Here is a 19,302-nt window from a genome sequence, read left to right on the forward strand (position 1 = left end):
GCGAGGAAATTCCCATGAGCACCTTTGTGCCTGCATCACGTGTGTCCAGAATCAAGGTTTCGCCAAGCACGGCTGCGGCCGCCCGGGCGCGCGAGCTGAAGGCGGCGGGTCGCGACATCGTCGACCTGACGGTCGGCGAGCCGGACTTCGACACGCCTGACAACATCAAGGCCGCAGCGCACGCCGCCATCGACAGGGGCGAAACGAAATACACCGCCGTCAACGGCACGCCGGCGCTGCGCAAGGCAATCATTGGCGATTTCAAGCGCCGGCTCGGCCTCAGCTATGCCGACGACGAAATTTGCGTCGGCGGCGGCGCCAAGCAGATTCTGTTTCTCGCGCTGATGGCGAGCGTCGAAAACGACGCCGAGGTGATCATTCCCGCACCCTACTGGGTTTCCTATCCCGATATGGTCATCGCCAACGAAGGCAAACCGGTCATCGTCGAATGCCCGCAGGAAACCGGCTTCAAGCTGACGCCCGAAGCTTTGGAAAAGGCGATCACGCCGAAGACCCTATGGCTGGTCCTCAACGCGCCGTCCAATCCGACGGGTGCCGCCTATGACCGGCGCGAACTCGAAGCCCTCGGCGAGGTGCTGCTGCGCCATCCCCATGTCTTCGTGCTGTCAGACGATATCTACGACCAGGTCTGGTTCAAGGACGAGCCGATGACGACGCTGGTTGCCGCCGTCCCGGAACTGAAGGAGCGTGTTCTGCTCACCAACGGCGTCTCCAAGTCCTACGCCATGACCGGATGGCGTATCGGCTACGGGGCGGGTCCGGCCGCATTCATCGCCGCCATCAACAAGCTGCAGTCGCAGATGTCGTCCTGCCCGTCGTCGGTCAGTCAGGCGGCGGCCGCCTATGCGCTGTCTTCGGACCAGGCATTCGTCGCCGAAAGCGTCAAGGTCTATAAGGAACGCCGGGATTATGCGTGCGCACGGCTGAATGCCGTGCCCGGCCTCTCCTGCCTCGTGCCGGACGGGGCCTTCTATCTGTTTCCGAACTGCGCCGGCGTCATCGGCAAGAAGACTCCTGAAGGCAAGACGATCGAGACGGATCTCGATTTTGTGCTCTATCTGCTCGACGGCGTCGGGGTCGCGGCGCTGCAGGGGGCTGCCTACGGCGTATCGCCGCATTTCCGCCTGTCGATTGCGACGTCGATGGAGGCGATCACCCAAGCATGCGACCGCATCGAACGGGCTGTTGCCGAGCTGCGTTAACCGCGAAAGGCCAGTGGGACTTGCGACTGGGACTTGCGTCCCTCCGGCTGCAGGCTTTACGTTTTGCATGAAACAACAAGCCGGTGACCATGAGCGTCGATTTCCGCAAACTGAAGAGCTTCGTAAAGATCGTCGATACGGGCAGCGTATCGCGCGCGGCAAGCCTTCTGAGGACGGCCCAGCCGGCGTTGTCGCAGCAGATCGCCGCTCTGGAGGCGCACTTCAAGCACAAGCTTCTCATCCGCAGCAATGTCGGCATTGCGCCGACGGAGGCAGGGCTCATCCTCTATCGGCATGCGCAACTGATGTTGAAGCAGATCGAGCAGGCTCAGGTCGACATCGATCAGTCCGCCAAATCGGTGGCGGGCCGCGTCTCGATCGGCCTTGCGACCTATTCCTCGTCAAGCGCCTTGTCGCTGCCGATCCTCAAGGAGATGAAGGCGAGGCATCCCCATATCGTCGTCCACATCAATGACAGTTTCGGCCAGATCCTCAGCGAACTGATCATGACGGGCAAGATGGATATGGCGCTGATCTATGCTGCTGCGCCGATCAAAGGCGTTACCCTGCAGCCATTGTTCCGCGAGGAAATGTTCCTCGTCTCGCCGCCGGGCATCGAACTCCCCGGGGATAGCAGCGCGCCGCTTCCGCTTGCCGCCCTCCAGGAGATCCCGCTGCTTCTTCCCAGCAAGGCCCATCTGCTGCGCCGGCTGATCGACGACGCGCTGGCGAGAGCCAGAGCGACACCTGAGGTCGTCTCGGAAATCGAGTCCGTTCCGGCCCTCAGCGCGGCTGTGCTCGAAGGGCTTGGATCGACCATTCTCCCGGCTTCGGTGGTGACGGAGACGGCGATCTTCTCAGGCGCGCAGGTGCGGGCACTGACCAAGCCGGTGATCGACGCGACCGTGTCGCTCTGCGTCGCAGATCATCTTCCCTTGTCGGAGCCCGCCATCGCCGCACGGTCGGTTCTGCTTGATGTCGTCGGCAAACTGATGAGCAGTCATCACCAGGGAATCAAGCCCGCCTAGCCCGAGCTGCTCCTCGCAGCGGCAGTCCGACGGCTGACCGCCGCCCGCCATAAGCAAACCCTATAGCGGCAGACTGTAGTTGTGTTAGCCAACGCGCCGGGCATTCCCCTAACCTTCAAGCAGACATCGGGTCCGGGCATCGGATCCGCATAGCGGCGCCTGCCGCGCCGAACAGTCGCTTCGAGGACAACATGGCAAAACTGGCTTTCGACACGGGTGGTACCTTTACCGACTTCGCGCTCCTGGATGACAGGGGCGACCTCCACCTTCACAAGGTCCTGAGCACGCCGAAGAACCCGGCTGAAGCCGTCGTGCAGGGTGTGTCCGAATTGCTGGAAAAATTCGCCGGCACCATCGCCATCGACCAACTGCAGGTGCTGGGCGCCACCACCGTCGTCACCAACGCCGTGCTCGAGCGCAAGGGCGTCGAGACCGGCTTCGTCACCACCGACGGTTTCCAGGACATGCTGCGAATCCGTAACGAAGGGCGCTACGACCTCTACGACCTGAACATCAAATATCCCGACCCGCTGGTCACCCGCGCAAACAGCTTCGGCGCCAAGGAGCGGATCGCCGCCGACGGTTCCGTCATGACCGAACTCAAGGAAGAGACGGTGCGCGAGATTGCCGGTCGCCTGAAGGAGAAGGGCATTCGCTCCGTCGCCGTCTGCCTTCTCCATGCCTATAAATATCCGCAGCACGAGCAGCGCGTCGCAGCGCTGCTGCGCGAAGAAGACCCCGATATCTTCGTCTCGCTCTCCTCCGAAGTCTGCCCTGAAATGCGCGAGTTCGACCGCGCGTCGACGACTGTCGTCAATGCCTATACGAGGCCGCAAATGGCCGGCCACGTCGCCCATCTGCAGCGTGAATTCGCAGCGAAGGGCATCGACCGCCAGGTCCTGTGGATGACATCCTCGGGCGGACTGGTGCCGAGCCGGCGTGCCGCGGAACTGCCGGTGCGCCTGATCGAGTCAGGCCCGGCGGCGGGTGCGGTGGCTGCCGCAGAGTTCGGCCGCACGGCAGGCGAGGCGAGCGTCCTGTCCTTCGACATGGGCGGCACGACCGCAAAGCTCTGCCTGATCCCGGACGGTGAGCCAAATGTCGGGACCGATCTCGAGGTCGCCCATTATCAGCGTTTCCGCAAGGGATCCGGTTTCCCGCTGAAGATCCAGTCAATCCAGATGATCGAGATCGGCGCGGGTGGCGGCTCGATCGCGGCCAAGAACCCTCTCGGCCTGCTCGATGTCGGCCCTCACTCCGCAGGCGCCATGCCTGGACCGGCCGCCTACCAGCGCGGCGGCACCCAGCCGACCGTCACGGATGCCGACATCCTGCTTGGATATATGGGCACCGAATCCTTCGTCGGCGGGTCGTTCAAGGTTTCCAGAGAAGCAGCTCACGAGGCGATGGCCAAACTTGCCGCCTCGCTCGAGGTCTCGGTCGAGCGCTGCGCATGGGGCATCCATGACCTCGTCAACGAATCCATGAGCAAGGCGGCCGCCATGCATGCGACCGATCTCGGCGTCGATCCCCGTTCGCTGCCGATGGTCGCCTTCGGTGGCGCCGGCCCGGTGCACGCCTATGGCATCGCCCGCAAGCTTGGCATTTCCCGCATCATCTGCCCGACCGGTGCTGGCGTCAGTTCGGCGATCGGCCTGTTGATCGCGCCCGTGGCCGTCGATCTTTCCGCAAGCCATCCGATGGTGCTCGACGCCTGGGATGTCGGCGCCATGAACCGCCTGCTGGACGAGCTATCGGCCCAGGGCGCCGAAGTCGTGTCGGCAGCGGGCGTCCCGAAGGATACGATCAGCAACCGCTACACCGTCGACATGCGCCATGTCGGCCAGGGCCATGAAATCACCGTGGCTCTGCCCGACCGGACCCTGCCGAAGGAGGAATTCCTTAGCGAGCTTCGCGGCAACTTCTTCAAGCTCTACCGCGAACTGTTCGGCCGTACCGTTGCCGCTCCGCTGGAGGTCATCACCTGGCGGCTGCGCGCCGGCGGCGAAAAGGATCAGGTCACGCGCCCGCACGAGACCGTCGTTGCCGACGCGAAGAAGGGCAGCCGAAAGGTCTATTTTCAGGAGATCGGCGGCTTTGCCGAGACTGCGGTCTACGACCATTACAAGCTTCCCGTCGGCGAAGAGGTCAAGGGTCCGGCAATCGTCGAGCAGCGTGAATCGACCGCGGTCGTCGGCCCGAGCGGCGTCTTCCATGTGGATGCCCATGGCAACCTCGTGATCAACATTCACTAAGGGGTACTCTGATGTCGAAACCCGCCACCGATTTCAACGACCCGATCAATCTTCAGGTCATGTGGAACCGCCTGATCTTCATCGCGGACCAGGCCGACAACGTTCTCGGCAAGACGGCATTCTCGCCGATCGTCCGCGAGAACCACGATTACGTGACTGTACTCCTCGACAGCAAGGGACGGGCGCTGGCGCAATGCACCTGGTCGATCCCGGTCTTCATCACCTCGCTCCCGGCTGCCGCCCAGAACTATTTCCTGCCGAAGTTTCCGGCCGACAGGCTCGAAGAGGGCGACGTGCTGGCGACCAACGATCCGGAGATCGGCACCGGCCATCTTCCCGATGTCACGATGATCACGCCGATCTTCAAGAACGGCAAGGTCGTCGCCTATGCCGGCTCCATCGCCCATCTTCCCGATATCGGCGGGGCGCCTCTGCATTCCGAAGCAAGCGACATCTACGAGGAAGGCATCCGCTTCCCGATCGTCAAGCTGCTGAAATCAGGCGTTCCGAACCAGGACGTCTTCGATATCATCGAAGCCTCGGTCCGCCTTCCGACAGAGGTGCGGGGCGATCTCGAATCGATGATCGCCGCCAACAACGTCATGGGCCGCGAACTCGTCAAATTCCTGGACGAGTATGGTCTCGACGATGTCGAAGGCCTGGCCGCTGCCATTCATTCCCGCTCCGAAGCGCAGACCCGCAAGGCGATCCGGGAATGGCCGAATGGCAGCTACGCGGCCGAGGTTCTGCTCGACGGTTACGATGTCGACGTGACGCTGAAGGCTTCGGTCATCATCAAGGACGACTCTGTTCATGTCGATTACACCGGCACCTCCGACCAGGTTCTGCACTCGATCAACTGCCGGACGAACTATCGCTACGCCCATTCGGTCTATGCTCTGAAGTGCCTGCTCGATCCCGAGACGCCGAACAACGAGGGCTGCATCGTCCCGATCACTGACGAGGCGCCGCTCGGCTGCATTCTCAATCCGCAGCAATGGACGGCGGGCAATTCGCGAAACCTGATCGGGCACGTCATTCCTTCGCTGATCTTCAAGGCGCTCGAAGGCGTCGTGCCCGATAAGGTGATGGGCGACAGCGGCGGCGCTCCGATCTGGGCCGCCAATTGCGTCGGTCAGCGCAATGACGGTACACAATATGGGTCCGTTCAGAATTTCCACGGCGGGCAGGGCGCGCGCGCTGAGCTCGACGGCCTGGACACGCTGAGCTTCCCCTCGAACTGCAAGGTAACGGCCATCGAGATGTTCGAGGTTGCCGTGCCCGTGCTGACCGAGCGGAAGGAACTGATCGCCGACTCCGGCGGCGCAGGTAAACATCGCGGCGGCCTCGGCCAGCGTGTCGTGCTCCGCAACCTCGGCAGGAGCCCGATGAACATCTATCTCGCCTCCGAGCGTGTCCGACATCCCTGCTTCGGCGTCGTCGAAGGGCAGAGCGGATCGGCCGGAAAGGTCTCGAAGGACGGCAAGCCTCAGTTCCCAAAGGGCAAGGTGGTCCTGAAGACCGGCCAGCGCCTCGAGGTAGAGACGCCTGGCGGCGGCGGTTGGGGATTGGCGAGTGATCGTTCGCGGGCGCTCATCGAGCAGGATCTTGCCGAGAACCTGATCACAGCGAAGGCCGCGCGGGAAATTTACGGCTATTCTGGCCCGATCGCTGCTGCGGCCGAATAGGGGAAAGATATGGGACGTCTTCAAGGAAAAATCGCTCTGGTGACGGGAGCCGGCTCCGGGATCGGTCGCGAGACCGCCCTGCTGCTGGCCAAGGACGGGGCCACCGTCGTGCTGACCGGGCGGCGGATCGAACCGCTGCGCGAGGTGGCGGCCTTGATCGAAGAGGCGGGTGGCAAGGCCGTCATGCGAGCACTCGATATCGAGACGCGTGAAGAGATCTTTGCGGCCGTGAAGTGGATCAAGGATAGCGTCGGACCCGTCGACATCCTGGTGAACAATGCCGGCAGCGCAAGCAAGGTGCTGAACGCGCGGTTCTTGAGCGAGGCCGAGTGGACCTCCACCATCAACGTCAATCTGACGGCCGTCTTCAACCTGACCCAGGCGGTCCTTCCGGACATGATCGCTAAGGGCGAGGGGACGATCATCACGGTCTCGTCGCTTGCCGTGATCAACCCCAACCTGCTCGGCGGCGCGGCCTATGGTGCGGCCAAGGCCGGCGTGAAGAACTTCATGACCTTCCTGCACAACACCTATCGCAATCAGGGGATCCGGGCGACGACGATCCTGCCCGGCGAGACGAATACGCCGATCATGGACAATCGCGCGCGCCCACCTCTGCAGGAGGAACGTGCCGTCATGATGGATCCTCATGACGTCGCCCGTGCGACCGTCCTCTGCGCCAGCCTGAACAAGAGCGCTGTGATCCCCGAGCTTCACATCTGCCCGACATTCATGCGGGACACGTCAGCGGATATCGAAATTGCGCGGTGGGTCGGAGCGCCGGCCGACACGCCGGATATGCCGAAAAAGTAGAATTGGGAGACATCGATGAACGGAGCGAAGTTGCGCGCGCGACTGTTGGCAGGCGAGGCAGTCACCATGTATACGCCGCATCACGTATCGTCGGGCCTGGCAGCCCGGCTGGTGGAGCTCGGCGCCGATTCCGTCTTCGTCGACTGCGAGCACGGAAGCTGGAGTTTCGAGGATGTGCGCATGACCGCGCAGATCGTCCGCTCCGTCGGCGGGGCGGCGATCATTCGGCCGCATTCGCACGAGCGCCCGATCATTATCCGCTACCTGAATGCGGGCGCCGATGGGATCATGGTCCCGATGGTGGACACGGCCGAACAGGCGCGCGCCATCGTCGATACCGTTCGTTACGCTCTTCCGTCCGACTTCGACAAGCGCCTGGTGGTGGCGATGATCGAGACGGTGGATGCCATCGACAATCTCGACGAAATGCTGAAGGTCGATGGCATTGACGTCTTCTTCATCGGCCCCGGCGATCTCTCGCAGAATATGGGTTATCCGCCGGCTCCGCCCTTCGGCGAGCCGCGTCCCGAAGCAGTGATGGATAAGGTCGCGGTCGCCGTCGACAAGATTCGTGCAGCAGGCAAGATTGCAGGCACGCTCGCCACCTCCGACGAATTGCCTCATTGGCTGCAGAAGGGGGTCCAGTTGTTCTACGTCCACACCGATCCCTTCCTGCGCCGCGGGATTGCCGGCATCAGGCAGACACTCACGCGATAGCGGGCGGAATTGGGCTTCCACCATTCGATCTTTTGCTACTGAGATGCTATCGGACGGTTCACCGCAGGTCAGCGTCCAAGGCTGCCAGCGGCCGCGATGATCTCTGCCGCGGTCGGGAAGATGGAGAGGCTGTTCGGTCCGTCGAGCGCCTCGATTTGTGCCCAGCCGATGGTGCCGTTCGCATTGACCAGGAAGTGCCCGACGAGTTGGGTCGCGTGGTTCGCGAAGATCTCATTGTCGGCTTCGTCAAGCTCAAACCGATCCTTGGCGTTGAGTATCGTGTTGGCCTCCATCGGGTGCAGCGGTTCCGGCAATTCGTCCGTGGGGTTGATGCGTGCCGCCAGGAACTGTTCCATCGTTGTACGATAGGGCCATTCGGGCTGCTCGCAACTCCCATCGGGCAGGAACTCGGCATGCGGCACACCGTAGGCCCGATGCGTGCGGCAATCCGGGTCGCATAGAAGTGTTATTGGCGTTGGCCGGTGGCGGAAATACAGGCGGGCACGTTCCACCGGCGTGTTGATAACGGCGACGGTCTCCACCCCGGCGGCGCGTAGCGTCGGCTGTACGCCGGCAAGCTGTTCCAACTGACGCCGGCAGAACGGGCAGTGCAGCCCGCGAAAGAACCCGATCACGAACGGGCGACCGCTCAAGTCGGCGAAAGAGACCGTTCCGTCGAAGTTGGCCGTGGCGAGCGCGAATGCGGGAGCGGTTTCTCCAGGTTGCAGCGGGCGTTTCTGGTCTCCCATGGAACAGTTCCTTTGTCGTATCGTCTAGGTCGGACGACCGAAATTGAACTATACCACTTGTGGCCAGAAGGCCCAGCGCTCGATGTTGAGGTCACCGAAGGTGGTTAGGCATGCCATCTGCCGTTCCGCCCACTAAAGCGCTGAACTCTCCTATGCCCATTCTAATTTGCTTTCCAGTTCGCATTGTCGGGGATCGATCGCTGCGGCACGACGACCTGGATGATGGACGGACTGTTCAGGTTTTCTTTGGCGCCGTTTATGGCCTCCCTCAGTTCGCCATAGGTGCCCACTTTCCAGCCTTGGCAGCCAAAGACCTCTGCCAGCTTGCTGTAATTCCACTGGTGCAGGATGCAGGAATTGTAGAACGGTTTGTCGCCATGGAAAACCGATGCGTCGGCAAGCCATTGCTCCACGCCATAAATGCCGTTGTCCATCACAAAGATGATCGGGTTGAGATTGAAACGGGTTTGTGTCGAGAGGCATTGAGCGGTCATCTGAAACCCGCCATCCCCCGCAAAGACCAGTAGCCTTTGTTGATTTTGCTTCGCCAGCGAAACCCCGGTTGCGGCCGGACCGATATAACCGATCGCCGAATAGGATGATTGCACGATGAAACCGCGGCGAGCACCCACTTCAAGAAGCAGGCTCCCGAAATAATTCAAACTCGCGTCGGCACCAACGATGGTATTTCCGTCGATCTGCGGCTGAATGAAATCGTAGAAGCCCTGATAGGTAATTTCGCCTGCCGGATTGACGACCGGCAGTTGCCGGGCCGGTTTCACCGGAAGACTTTGGCCTTTGCACGTCAGCCTTTTGTCAATCAAGCCGTTGACGAGATCCGCCAGCGAAACCTGTGCGTTGAAGATCGTGCCATATTTCACGGTCTCCCAGGAGGCGAATGCGGTTTTATCGAGATCGATAGGCCAGCCCAAATCATTGATATCAGTCAACCAGACGCCCAGTGCCAATACGAAGTCGGAGTCTTTGACCAAAGACTGGACATAGGGTGATGACGATTTGCCATCGAACACCCCGGCAAATTGTACATCGTCTTCCGATAGAATGGCCTTGCTCAAAAGCTCGGTCACGTAGGGAATTTTGAGGTCCCGGATGAGCCGCTCCGCCTGGTCGTGAAGGCCAAACCGGTCGATCTCGACACCGACCCAGATCAGCGGTCGGGTGGCGTTTTGCAATCTTTCGCTGATTTGCGCGATCGACTGATTGAGACTGTTCTCGTCGGATATAACAGGCGCCGCTTTTAAGGCATTCGACGGGCGCGTACATCCCAGGTCCACCATATCCTCCAGCAACTCGATATAGACCGGACGTCTTTCCGTGATGCACTGCGTCAGCGCATAATCTATGAGCATTGGCGCAAGATGAGGGCTGTCGATGCGGACGGCAGCGGCGGTGATGTATTCGAATACCTGAAGATCCGTTTCCCGGCCGCTGATGAAGTGATGCGAACTGTAGCCGGTTTGTTCGAACGTCAGCGTTTTCTTGATGCTGGGCGCACCGTTGATCAGAACGACCGGCACTTTCTCGACGTAGGATCCGGCGATCGCATTTGTTGCGCAAAGCGAGCCTGCGGAATAGGTGACGCACAGAGCGCCAATTCCTTTCAGTCTGGCATAGCCGTCAGCCGCATAACCGGCATTCAGTTCATTCGCCTCTTCGATGACCTTTATATCGCTTTTCTCGACATAACTGTTCACCCATTCGATCGAATAATCGCCTGCTACGGAAAACAGGTGCCCCAGGCCCAGTTCGCGAAGTCTGTCGACCAGATATTGTCCAACCGTGTATGTGTCGCCCATGTTCCAACGGCTCCCCTGTTGACGACAATTGACGGATATTAGAGTGCCGTGCGTCCTTTCGGACGCACAAAGGACAGCTCTAACACTTTGAATCTACGCATCGTTCTTTCCGAAAATCGATTCCGATTTTCGGGCCGATGCGCTAGAACTCGCTCGCGTTATCGAATAAGCGCGGTACGTATATGTCGAATATGCCGGGGCATTTCCGCTCGGGAAATCTTTCCAGCAGGAAGCGCTTGAAAGCGTCATTGGTGAGTCCGTTGCCGGCGGCCTCCAGGGCGACGGACAAATACTCTATATTTTTGGCAACCTCGTTTTTGTCAGCCGGAAAGCCGTGACCGGGAAGGAACAGGTCATAGTCGGACAGCAGCATACCCTGCAAAATCCCAATCCAATGCTCCATGTATTTCGTCAGATAAAGGTGCGTTCCGCTGTAGATCAGGTCTTGCGCAATAAAAACGCCCACGTCCGGAAGACCTATGGTGAGAAGAAAATCGATCTCCGTATCGACGACTTCATCAAATAGGTATTTGACTCCGTCGATGATTTCCTCGCCGGCGCGGACAGCTCTTTCGGGAATGATCAAGCTCTTCGGAGCGAGATTGCCCAATTTCCAGTGGTCATTCAGGGAATCTTCCCCATGCTGCTGCAGGAACTCTATGGTTTTCGGCAATGCATAAATCGGAATATCGCTGAATGCGGCTCCCAGGCCGAACCAATGGTCGGGGTGTCTGTGCGACAGATAGATCCGGTCGATCTTCTTGCCGATACTGTTGGCATATTCCCTGAATTGCAGGGCATAGGGAACGAGGAATTGCCCATCGACGAGAACAAGCTTGTTCCTGCTTTCGATGATGTGCGTTGCATTGGCGATATTGTCAGCCGTGAAAGCTGAAATGAAAGTATGAATACGGACATCGCCTGCTCGCCTGACGATTTTAATGGGATCCGGCAATTGCGTGACCATCGGTATCTCCCTGATTGAAAGGTCGTTTGCTGAGATTTGAAGTTCACTCGGGCACAACATCTGCGCCCGAGCGCCATCACGGATGAGATCAACGGCCGCGGGACGCGAGTTTCTCCTCCAATGTCTTCAGGGCCGCGCGCGCAACGTCGTAGGCGCTGTCGACGTCTGCCTCCGGCGCGTCCTCACCGGGCCGCCAGAAGCGTCTGCGCGTCATTCGCATCGAACTCTCGAAGGGTGGAATCGCGTTGAAGACTTCAACGAGATAGGGGCCGGAATAGACCGGCTCGATTTCGTCCAGCATGATCTCCCAGGGAATCCAGCTATCTCTGACAGCGCCCCGGTCCGGCGCCGAGATGTGAACGTAATTCAGCCGACTCTGCTGTACGGCACGGGCGACATTTTTCCTGAAGATGGCCGGTCCCTGGCTTTCCATGACGACCTGGGCTGTATCGATCGTGACGCCCCCGACCGGAATGTCGGCGCTTTCGAGAAAGTCCAGCGCTTCCGAGACCATGGTCGGCCCGGGCGTTTCCCAATTCTTGACCGGTTCGATGGCGAGCTTCACCCGCTTCTCCGCAGAATATTGCGCCAATTCCCGGAAGATGGAGGCGGCCGCCGCGTATCGTGGCTTCATCCAATCCTGAAGCACGTCGCTCCAGATCCCTTCGCCGTCATCCGTCAGTGGAAAGATGCCATAGGGGTACAGGAACGGCCCCGACATGATCGTATTCTCCCCGCCCAGCACCGAGGTGATGTCGACGCGGGATTTGAGATAGGACAGCGCCTGCCTGCGCTGGTCCTCATAGGGCGAGGTCGGATCGAAGGTTCGCGTGGTCCCCACATTGGTTGTGAACTTCACATCCCGGAAACCGGCCCGATCGAACGCCCTCTTGAGGCTGATATAGCTTTCGACCTCAGCGTGATGACCGACGTTGGCAGGTCCTGGGGCGATATGCACATCGAAGCCGGTGTAGCCGATCTCGGTCAGCGCTTTCAGATGTCGGACAAGAACCTGGGTATAGCCGGCGTCGTTCGGCCTCAAATCGGCTGTAAACATAAAGAAGCTGAAATATATCTCTCGTCTGCGTGCCTCTTCCATCTTCATCGCTCCAGCTGTCGCTATCCAGTCATGCGTGGTTCAGGATGATGTCCCGCCCGACACCGTCATGAAGCGAGATCCCTGCCCGCCTCCTTCACATCGCCATCGGGCTGAAACAAACGGTCCGCGCCGGGCTACCATCCGAGCAGCTTGCGCAGATATTCGCGGCCCATTTTCGCGTATTGCAGCGGATTGGCCTTGGCTGGGTCCTGCTCTGCCTCGACGCAGATCCAACCGGCGAAATCCGCCTCGGCCAACGCATCGAGGATTTCTGGAAAGGTCCCTATGGAGCCGTCACCCGGGACGGTGAAGATCCCCGCCTCGATCCCTTGCTGGAAGGACAATCCTTCTTTGTGAATCGTCGTAACCACCTCGGCGCGAATGTCCTTCAGATGAACATGCTTGATGCGGTGGGCATATTTTCTGGCCAGCGCCAGCGGATCGACACCGGCAGCCGCCTGGTGCGCAGTATCGAGAAGCATGTTGACCAGGCGAGGATCCGTCTCGTCCATGAGCCGGTGGATTGCTTCCGTATTCATCACCCCGGTCCCTAGATGCGGGTGATAGCAGAGCCGGCGGTTACGCGCTCTGGCTTTCTCTCCGGCCTCATGCAGGCCTTCGATCAGCCGTTTCCACTGGTCATCGGAGAAATCGGGGCAATTCGGAAACAGGGCGACAGGAAGCGGATTGACCGCTCCGCCAAACTCGGAAACGACCAGGTCGGCCCTGCGCGGATCGTCGCTGCCTCCTTCCATGGCTTCGAGGAAGTCGAGCTGAGCATCGACATTATCAAGCGTATGACGCTTCATCGCATTGATGGTGAAGTAGGTGCTCACCCAGGGCTCGGAAATCCGCAATCCCCTGAGTTCGAGGACAGGCCGCAATATTTTCGGGTCCGTCGGATATTTGTGGCCGACGCCGCATCCGACATAGCCGGCGAGCGCCATTTCACTCAGAGCCTGCTCGTAGGGGATGCCGATGTCGATATTGATGAAATCGTCATTCCACCAGAGCGTGGGGATGACACCGAGCCAGACTTTAGCAGGTGTCAGTCGATGCAGATGTGTCGTCATGGCAATGATCCAGTTCTTGAAGACAAACGGAAGTGGCGTCAGGTCAGGTTTTGGAATCGAGAGCCGGAAAAAGCCGGAATTTTCGGCGGAAAGGCCCAGGAGCCGAAACCCGGCCCCTTGGCGCCTGCAGGGTGGGCTCCGATCGCCTTCCAGAGCAGACCCTCGACATAGGCATCGGGAGAAACGACGAAGGTGATATTCGCAGGCCTGGGGCCAAAGCGCTCCGTCCAGGCGGAGGACAGCTCGAACCAGGTGCCGGAATACCAGAGCTTGATCAGCGCACGGGCCACGTCTCCGAGCAATTCATTGCCCAGAATGGTCGTGCGCACCGCCTGGATGCGGACCTCACCTTCCGGGGGTGGCAGGGCGGCGAAGGCGGCCAGCAGCGCGTCGACGATCTCGCCGCCGACCACCTTGTCGAGCGTGACGAGATAGCGGTCCGCCAGGCCTGTTCCCAGGAGATCAAAGTGGGAGAAGGCCGTCAATTCGCCGGAAAGACCCAGAAATGCCTCGAAACGGTTGCTCATGCGTTTACCTCCGCCTGCCGGGTGGTGGCTGGCTGTTTGATGGCGCCGGGGATCTCATAGGTGGGGCTGCCGTTCTTACCGGGATGTTGCGGCAGGGGATTGCGGATGAGTTCGAGGATCATGTTGCGGAATTCGAACATCATCGGAACGGCTTCCAGCAGCAGGGTCGGCTGGCCGTTATAGGCACGCGTCAAAAGCTGGAGAAATTCGCCGTAGCGCGTGTTGAAGGCGATCGCCGCCCCACGCAGTTCCGAGCCTTCGAGTATGTCCCCCACTTTTAGGTTCTTTTTTATGGGATACGCGCCTTCCCAATCGACCTGCAACTCAGGACCTGTGGGGTGGCCGGGCTGGTCGCCCTTCTGGTAGTAGCGGCCTTTGACCAGTTCCTCGAAACGATAGTAATGGGCCAGTTCGTGGTCGTCATCGTCGTAGATACCGCCACCGTCGCCCTCGCCCTGTTCGATGATGAGATCGATGGCTTCCAACGCGCTTTTCAGATCGGTCACCGGAAACAGCTCGCCGCCGCCGGAGTAATAATATTCCGAGGTGATCTGGCGCGATCTGTCGCCGGTAAATATGGTTGTGCCCGCCCCATGCGCTTCGGCTTCCAGGTATTTGATGCCGTCCGCGATGGCTGAGTAGAACTCGCCAATACTGAAGAAATGTAGGTCCTCATGGCTCGGATGGCTGGCAAGCGCGGTGATATCAGGAGGAGTTTTGCGATATATCAGGCCCTTGCCGACGAGATGTTCAGGACGCTGGGCCGGCCGCTCGATTTTCAGGAAAGTCGCCAGCGCCTCACGGCCGAAAGCCTGGATGCCGACCTTGAAATCCGTCTCGCCGTCCGGCAGGGCGGCGGGATAGCGGGCTACGAAGTCCGGCCTGACAAGATCCGGCGTGCCGCCGATGGCGTTGAGAATATTGGCCGCGATGGTCAGATGCAGCATTTCTTCCACGACGATCACGCGCAGAACCTGGGTCGCATCCTGATTGACGCCGGGCTTGATCGAGTAAAGCGCCGTCAGATAAGGCGGAATCGTCGCATGTTCGAGCTGCATCGCCCGGTAGAGAAATTCTTTCAGCTCATCGAGCGTCTTAATACTGGCGGAATACATCTCAAGCTCCATGAAAGATAAGTTGGGTTCACAGGCCGGCTTCGTGTCGCTTGCGAGGCCATCTGTTCGTTCCGCACAGCGGATGCCGGTCTTCGTTCAATGCAGAGACTTCAGAATGTCGCGGCCGCTTCGGAAGCACATGGCGGCCAGCGTCAAGGTGACATTGGCCGTGCCGATCGTCGGCATGCTGCCGCCGCCCACGAGATAGAGGTTTTCGTGGTCCCAGCTGCGCTGGTTCTTGTCCACGACGGAATTGGTCTTCGTCGTTCCCATGATATGGGTCCCGGCCAGATGATTGCCGCCGCGGATCGCATAGCCTTGCCCCTCATAGGCCACATAGCCGAAATCGCTGGGGTCGTATTGGGTATGATCCTGCGCGCCCAGACGCGTGAAGACGGTGCGCGCAAACTGGCGGCCATAGGCGGCACCCTTCATGGTATATTCCGGAACCGTGAAGGACAGGATGGGCCGCATATTGCCCAGAGCATCGGTATATTGCGGATCCACCGCGATGCGGTTGCTTTCGACGGGCATGACCTCGATCATGAATGCCAGCAGCAACTGCCGCGAAACCTGGTCGATCATGCCGCGCCGAAGATCCGCCCCGTAGAGGTTGCGATCATCCACCAGTTTGAGAAGGTCGGAAGTCGGCGCACCCGTGGCCCAGCCCCAGCCGTCGTTATGGATATCGATGGCGAAGGCGGCTTGCCTTTCCCGGAAAGGGCCGTCGCGCAGGTCCACGATACCGCCCGTCGAACTGGTTCCGCGCATCGTGCCGCAGATTTCCGGCATCAGCGCCCAGTTCAGCAGATAGGCGTGGTCCATCAGATTGCGTCCGACAAGACCGCTGGTGCTGCGCAGGCCGGAGGCAAGCATGAGACGCGCCGTTTCGATGGCGCCTGCCGCAAGCACGAAAACCTTGCCCTTCACGGTGATGGTCTCGTGAGCAGGTGAGGCCGGATCCTTGTAAATCTTGACCTCGAGAGAGTGGACTTTCCCGCTATCCGGATCGATGTTGACCTTCGATGCGACCGCCTGCGGCAATAGTTCGACAAGCCGCTCGCCGCTTTTCCCGTTTACTGCGAACGCCTTGGCAAGCGTTTTGCCGGAGTGGTAACGCGCTTGCACGGGACAGAGCGGTACGCAGTTGGTGTTGCCCTGGCAGCGACCGCCCTCTTCGACCTGATGCGTATCGACGGCTCCGATGGGACGGTAGCCTTTCCCGCCGTCATGGGCCGGGTTTGGTATGCTGTTACGCCCCTGCGGATAGGGCCTGACCTTCAGGGGATAGGTCTTGTCGTAAAGTTCGACACTGGTGCCTTCGATGCCCTTGTTGACCTGCTGATCCAGATAGGAAAGCGGCAGGCCGCGCATGGGAAAGACATAGTCGTCCGGGAAGGTCTGCCCCAGATATTGCTGATCTTCGACATCTGCCGATACACCGATTTCCCGCTCGGCCAGGCGGTAATCATCTTCGACTTCCTCAAAGCTCAGCGGCCAGTCCAACCCTTGGCCGAAAATGGTGCGCGTCTTGAAGTCCGAGCGAAGCAGGCGAGGCGTTTTCGCCTCCCAGTGCATGGTCGTTCCGCCGAAAATACGGGTATATGTCGTATCGCTGACATAAGGGCCGGATTGAACGATATAGGTCGAGCTATCGGTTTCCCCCGCCCGCAGCTTGCGAAGCTGCGGGCTGCGGGGCATGGCCGCGTTCGCATTCAGCGGAAAGGGCGACTGGTTGTCCTTGGAGGCTGCCGAATAGAAAGTCGTCAGCAGATTGTCATAGCCTGACAGTGTGCTGTTGGCACCGGTTCCGGCTTCAAGGATAAGGACACGCTTGCCCGCTTCGGCAGCCTGCTTGGCAATGATTGCTCCGGAAATGCCACTGCCGACAATCACGATATCGTAGTCGCCAGACGCTGCGACGGTCTTGGCATCGGCTTTTATCGCGGATTCAAGGGGAAAAAGCACTTTGGTCCTCCATTATTCCCGGAAAGCCGCATCAGGCTTTGCGGATCATGCGGTTCTGCACTCAATCGAGATTTCAGACCGGACAGCCTGACGTCGTCATGATCTCGGGCCGCGGGAGTTTCGGGGTTTGGACTTGGCGGCGGGGGCGGCGGCGGAGCGGGCTCTGACCGCCGAGAGAAAGGAGGCGTAGCTCCAGGTCAGGTTCCGGACGCTTTTCTCGTAGCCAACGGTTCCATCGAACTGTTCGCTCAGTTCATAGTGATCGCTGTGGTAGACGATGGCGCGCAGCATGACGTCAGACGAAGCCCGCAAGGCAGCTGAGGCGTCGGCGGCGCTGCTGGATGCGCCAAGTCCCAGTTCCGCGAAGAAGGGTTCGGAGAACTGATCGAGGGGGATGGCGCCGCTGGCCTCGATGGCATTGGCAAGCCGATATTGAAACTCGGCGAAGTTGGCGGTGCACAGAGCCCAGGGATGCCCGCCGACCACCGGGGCCGCCACATCGCCATCGTAATGATCGCCTGGATAGCGCCCGAAGAGTGGTCCAAGCCCTTTGGCCGCGTCGGCGCCATTGATCGGGTAATAGTTCGAAGACGAAGGATCGGCCCACTGGCGCCGCAGGATGGCCGCCGTTGCCAGAAGCTTGGTGTCGGTCGGCTCGCTCCCGCCATAGCAGACCGCCGAGACGATATCGATGTTCGCGTCGTAACCGGCTTGCTCCGCGGCATCCAGAATGCTCACATAGAGCTGCCCGTTCCAGTGGGTGGCCAACTGGCTTTCCAGCCAGGAGATGGCGTCAGTCACCCCGGCAGGCACCGCAACACCGATCGTGTTTGCGGAAATTTCCCGGAAAAAGCGCAGCTGTACGGATCTTGCAAAAAAGGAATAGCCTTCATATTCCTCCCAGAGATTGGTGGTCTTGTTCTGGTAAACTTCGAGAAGATAAGAGAGGTTGGTCTCGACCAATTGTTTGGCGATCGTCTGCGTGGCGCCATCCAGCTGATCGAACAAGGTCAGGATCGCAATCGACTGAATGGCCGGTCCGTCATTCTGCTCCGACCACGGACGAACCTCGCCGGTAATGGTGAAGCAGGCGTGACCAAGTGTGACGGTCGCGGAATTCTGCGCATTCGCCTGGCAGAGCGCGGCGAAATTCACGTAGTCGACCAGGCTCGGCAAAACCCCGCCCGGAACGGGCAGCAAGCCAGCAAGCGCGATTTCGATGGCCGTAATGGCCCCGTCGCGGACCCAATTGAAAACATAGTCCTGGTCGACACCCGGCGTGTTCGCGGGATAGGAGGGTGCGGCGATGACGCAGCCCGGGGCCGAAAAGACGCCCGGCGATGCCGGATCCTCGATGACATAGCCATCGCTTGTGATGTTGCGCATCATCAGCAGAGAAAAATAGCGCGACAATGCGACCAGATCGGTCTGCGCGAAGGCAGGCCGCGGTTTGACCGTAGGCGCATTGGCGCCGATATGGGCCGGGTTGGCACCTGTCATTGACTGACTCCAAAGCGCAACTGTCATTGACTGACTCCAAAATCGGTTGAGACTGCCGGGACCAGATCCAAAAATGTTCCGGACCGGTGGCGATGCGGTTTTTCGATAATTTTCGGGCTGCGTATTTACGGTTTCACGTCAAAAGCCGACGCCAACGACCCTTCTGCATTGAGAGTGAAAACAAGGTCTCTGCGGCGGCGAGGGCAGGGCGAGCTGGCCGCCCTGTTGTGTCGCCGTTGAAGCTTTAACTAGAAAGATCGTCGACGATCTGCTTTTTATCAACCTAAACGTGTTGACCTCAGGTCAAAAATTCGCGCAGAATTGCGCTTGGCGTTACGGGTGCTCCGGAGGGATGGATTCGACCAGCCCAGCGAGATTGGACCGTGTTGCCGCAGACCGGTTGCGCAACGCCAGAACCATTTGCAATTCCGTGGCGGAGATTGCGCTGTTCCTATGCCAGTCCATGGTGCCTCGCCCGAGCAGCAGCCAGTCGAGGGAGACATCCAGCAGGTCGGCGAGCGCGCAGGCGCTTTCCAGCGAGGTATGGCCGCCATTCTGCCAGCGTGAGACGGCGGCGACAGACACGTCCAGTTCGGCCGCCAGGGCGTGAACTTTCCGGAACTTGCCCCGGGATATCGCCTCTCGAATACGTTTGCCGCGTGCCATGTCGTGGGTCATCAGAATCCTCCCGTTGGTTGCGTTAAAATTGGCAATTACCAAGAGCTTTCGATCGACGAACATCAGAAACTTCTTATGAAAGGGG

General features: G+C 59.8%; 16 protein-coding genes. 6 read left to right on the forward strand and 10 right to left on the reverse strand.

The genetic code is table 11. The features are described 5' to 3' along the window. The first annotated feature begins 14 nt into the window (after nt 1–14). From NE851_RS33400 to NE851_RS33425, 6 genes are all read left to right on the forward strand, one after another. Nucleotides 15–1,223, forward strand: a complete 1,209-nt coding sequence (locus tag NE851_RS33400; RefSeq protein WP_254962626.1) for an aspartate transaminase — start codon at nt 15–17, stop codon at nt 1,221–1,223. Between the two features lie 89 nt (nt 1,224–1,312). Continuing rightward, nucleotides 1,313–2,251 (forward strand): nitrogen assimilation transcriptional regulator NAC, encoded by a 939-nt coding sequence (nac, locus tag NE851_RS33405; protein ID WP_047616805.1) that lies wholly within the window; start codon nt 1,313–1,315, stop codon nt 2,249–2,251. 191 nt (nt 2,252–2,442) lie between these two features. After that, the gene (locus NE851_RS33410) at nt 2,443–4,506 is read left to right on the forward strand and encodes a hydantoinase/oxoprolinase family protein (protein WP_183904378.1); all 2,064 of its coding nucleotides are present in this window, start codon (nt 2,443–2,445) and stop codon (nt 4,504–4,506) included. 11 nt (nt 4,507–4,517) lie between these two features. Continuing rightward, nucleotides 4,518–6,194, forward strand: coding sequence for a hydantoinase B/oxoprolinase family protein (locus tag NE851_RS33415; protein ID WP_254962630.1), 1,677 nt, complete (start codon nt 4,518–4,520; stop codon nt 6,192–6,194). 9 nt (nt 6,195–6,203) lie between these two features. Next, the gene (locus NE851_RS33420) at nt 6,204–7,007 is read left to right on the forward strand and encodes an SDR family NAD(P)-dependent oxidoreductase (RefSeq protein WP_254962632.1); all 804 of its coding nucleotides are present in this window, start codon (nt 6,204–6,206) and stop codon (nt 7,005–7,007) included. A gap of 15 nt (nt 7,008–7,022) precedes the next feature. Next, nucleotides 7,023–7,724, forward strand: coding sequence for an HpcH/HpaI aldolase family protein (locus NE851_RS33425; protein WP_254962635.1), 702 nt, complete (start codon nt 7,023–7,025; stop codon nt 7,722–7,724). A gap of 68 nt (nt 7,725–7,792) precedes the next feature. Here the strand turns inward: NE851_RS33425 and NE851_RS33430 are convergent, their stop codons facing one another. The 10 genes from NE851_RS33430 to NE851_RS33475 all read right to left on the reverse strand — a co-directional run bounded on the left by NE851_RS33430 (nt 7,793) and on the right by NE851_RS33475 (nt 19,217). Then, nucleotides 7,793–8,473: a redoxin domain-containing protein gene (locus NE851_RS33430; protein ID WP_063474094.1), complete on the reverse strand. Its 681-nt coding sequence runs from the start codon at nt 8,471–8,473 to the stop codon at nt 7,793–7,795. 161 nt (nt 8,474–8,634) lie between these two features. Beyond that, nucleotides 8,635–10,290, reverse strand: coding sequence for an alpha-keto acid decarboxylase family protein (locus tag NE851_RS33435; RefSeq protein ID WP_063474095.1), 1,656 nt, complete (start codon nt 10,288–10,290; stop codon nt 8,635–8,637). Between the two features lie 142 nt (nt 10,291–10,432). After that, nucleotides 10,433–11,257 carry an MBL fold metallo-hydrolase gene (locus NE851_RS33440; RefSeq protein ID WP_028757363.1) on the reverse strand — a complete coding sequence of 275 codons (825 nt, stop codon included), beginning with the start codon at nt 11,255–11,257 and terminating at the stop codon, nt 10,433–10,435. Between the two features lie 88 nt (nt 11,258–11,345). Then, entirely contained in the window at nt 11,346–12,362 is a 1,017-nt protein-coding gene (locus NE851_RS33445) for a sugar phosphate isomerase/epimerase family protein (RefSeq protein ID WP_183906276.1), read from the reverse strand. 128 nt (nt 12,363–12,490) lie between these two features. Next, nucleotides 12,491–13,429, reverse strand: coding sequence for a myo-inosose-2 dehydratase (gene iolE, locus NE851_RS33450; RefSeq protein WP_028757365.1), 939 nt, complete (start codon nt 13,427–13,429; stop codon nt 12,491–12,493). Nucleotides 13,430–13,467: 38 nt separating this feature from the next. Next, nucleotides 13,468–13,956 carry a hypothetical protein gene (locus NE851_RS33455; protein WP_028757366.1) on the reverse strand — a complete coding sequence of 163 codons (489 nt, stop codon included), beginning with the start codon at nt 13,954–13,956 and terminating at the stop codon, nt 13,468–13,470. Next, on the reverse strand, nt 13,953–15,071 hold the full coding sequence (locus NE851_RS33460; RefSeq protein ID WP_028757367.1) for a ferritin-like domain-containing protein: 1,119 nt from the start codon (nt 15,069–15,071) through the stop codon (nt 13,953–13,955). Before NE851_RS33460 ends, NE851_RS33455 begins: the two co-directional genes overlap by 4 nt. Before the next feature lie 96 nt (nt 15,072–15,167). Further along, nucleotides 15,168–17,039 carry a GMC oxidoreductase gene (locus NE851_RS33465; protein ID WP_254962641.1) on the reverse strand — a complete coding sequence of 624 codons (1,872 nt, stop codon included), beginning with the start codon at nt 17,037–17,039 and terminating at the stop codon, nt 15,168–15,170. A gap of 96 nt (nt 17,040–17,135) precedes the next feature. Beyond that, on the reverse strand, nt 17,136–18,566 hold the full coding sequence (locus NE851_RS33470) for a glycoside hydrolase family 15 protein (protein ID WP_254962643.1): 1,431 nt from the start codon (nt 18,564–18,566) through the stop codon (nt 17,136–17,138). 306 nt (nt 18,567–18,872) lie between these two features. Beyond that, nucleotides 18,873–19,217, reverse strand: coding sequence for a helix-turn-helix domain-containing protein (locus NE851_RS33475; protein ID WP_018245423.1), 345 nt, complete (start codon nt 19,215–19,217; stop codon nt 18,873–18,875). Nucleotides 19,218–19,302 lie beyond the last annotated feature (85 nt).

This window comes from Rhizobium anhuiense bv. trifolii (assembly GCF_024346605.1).
GTDB classification, from domain to species: Bacteria; Pseudomonadota; Alphaproteobacteria; order Rhizobiales; family Rhizobiaceae; genus Rhizobium; species Rhizobium anhuiense.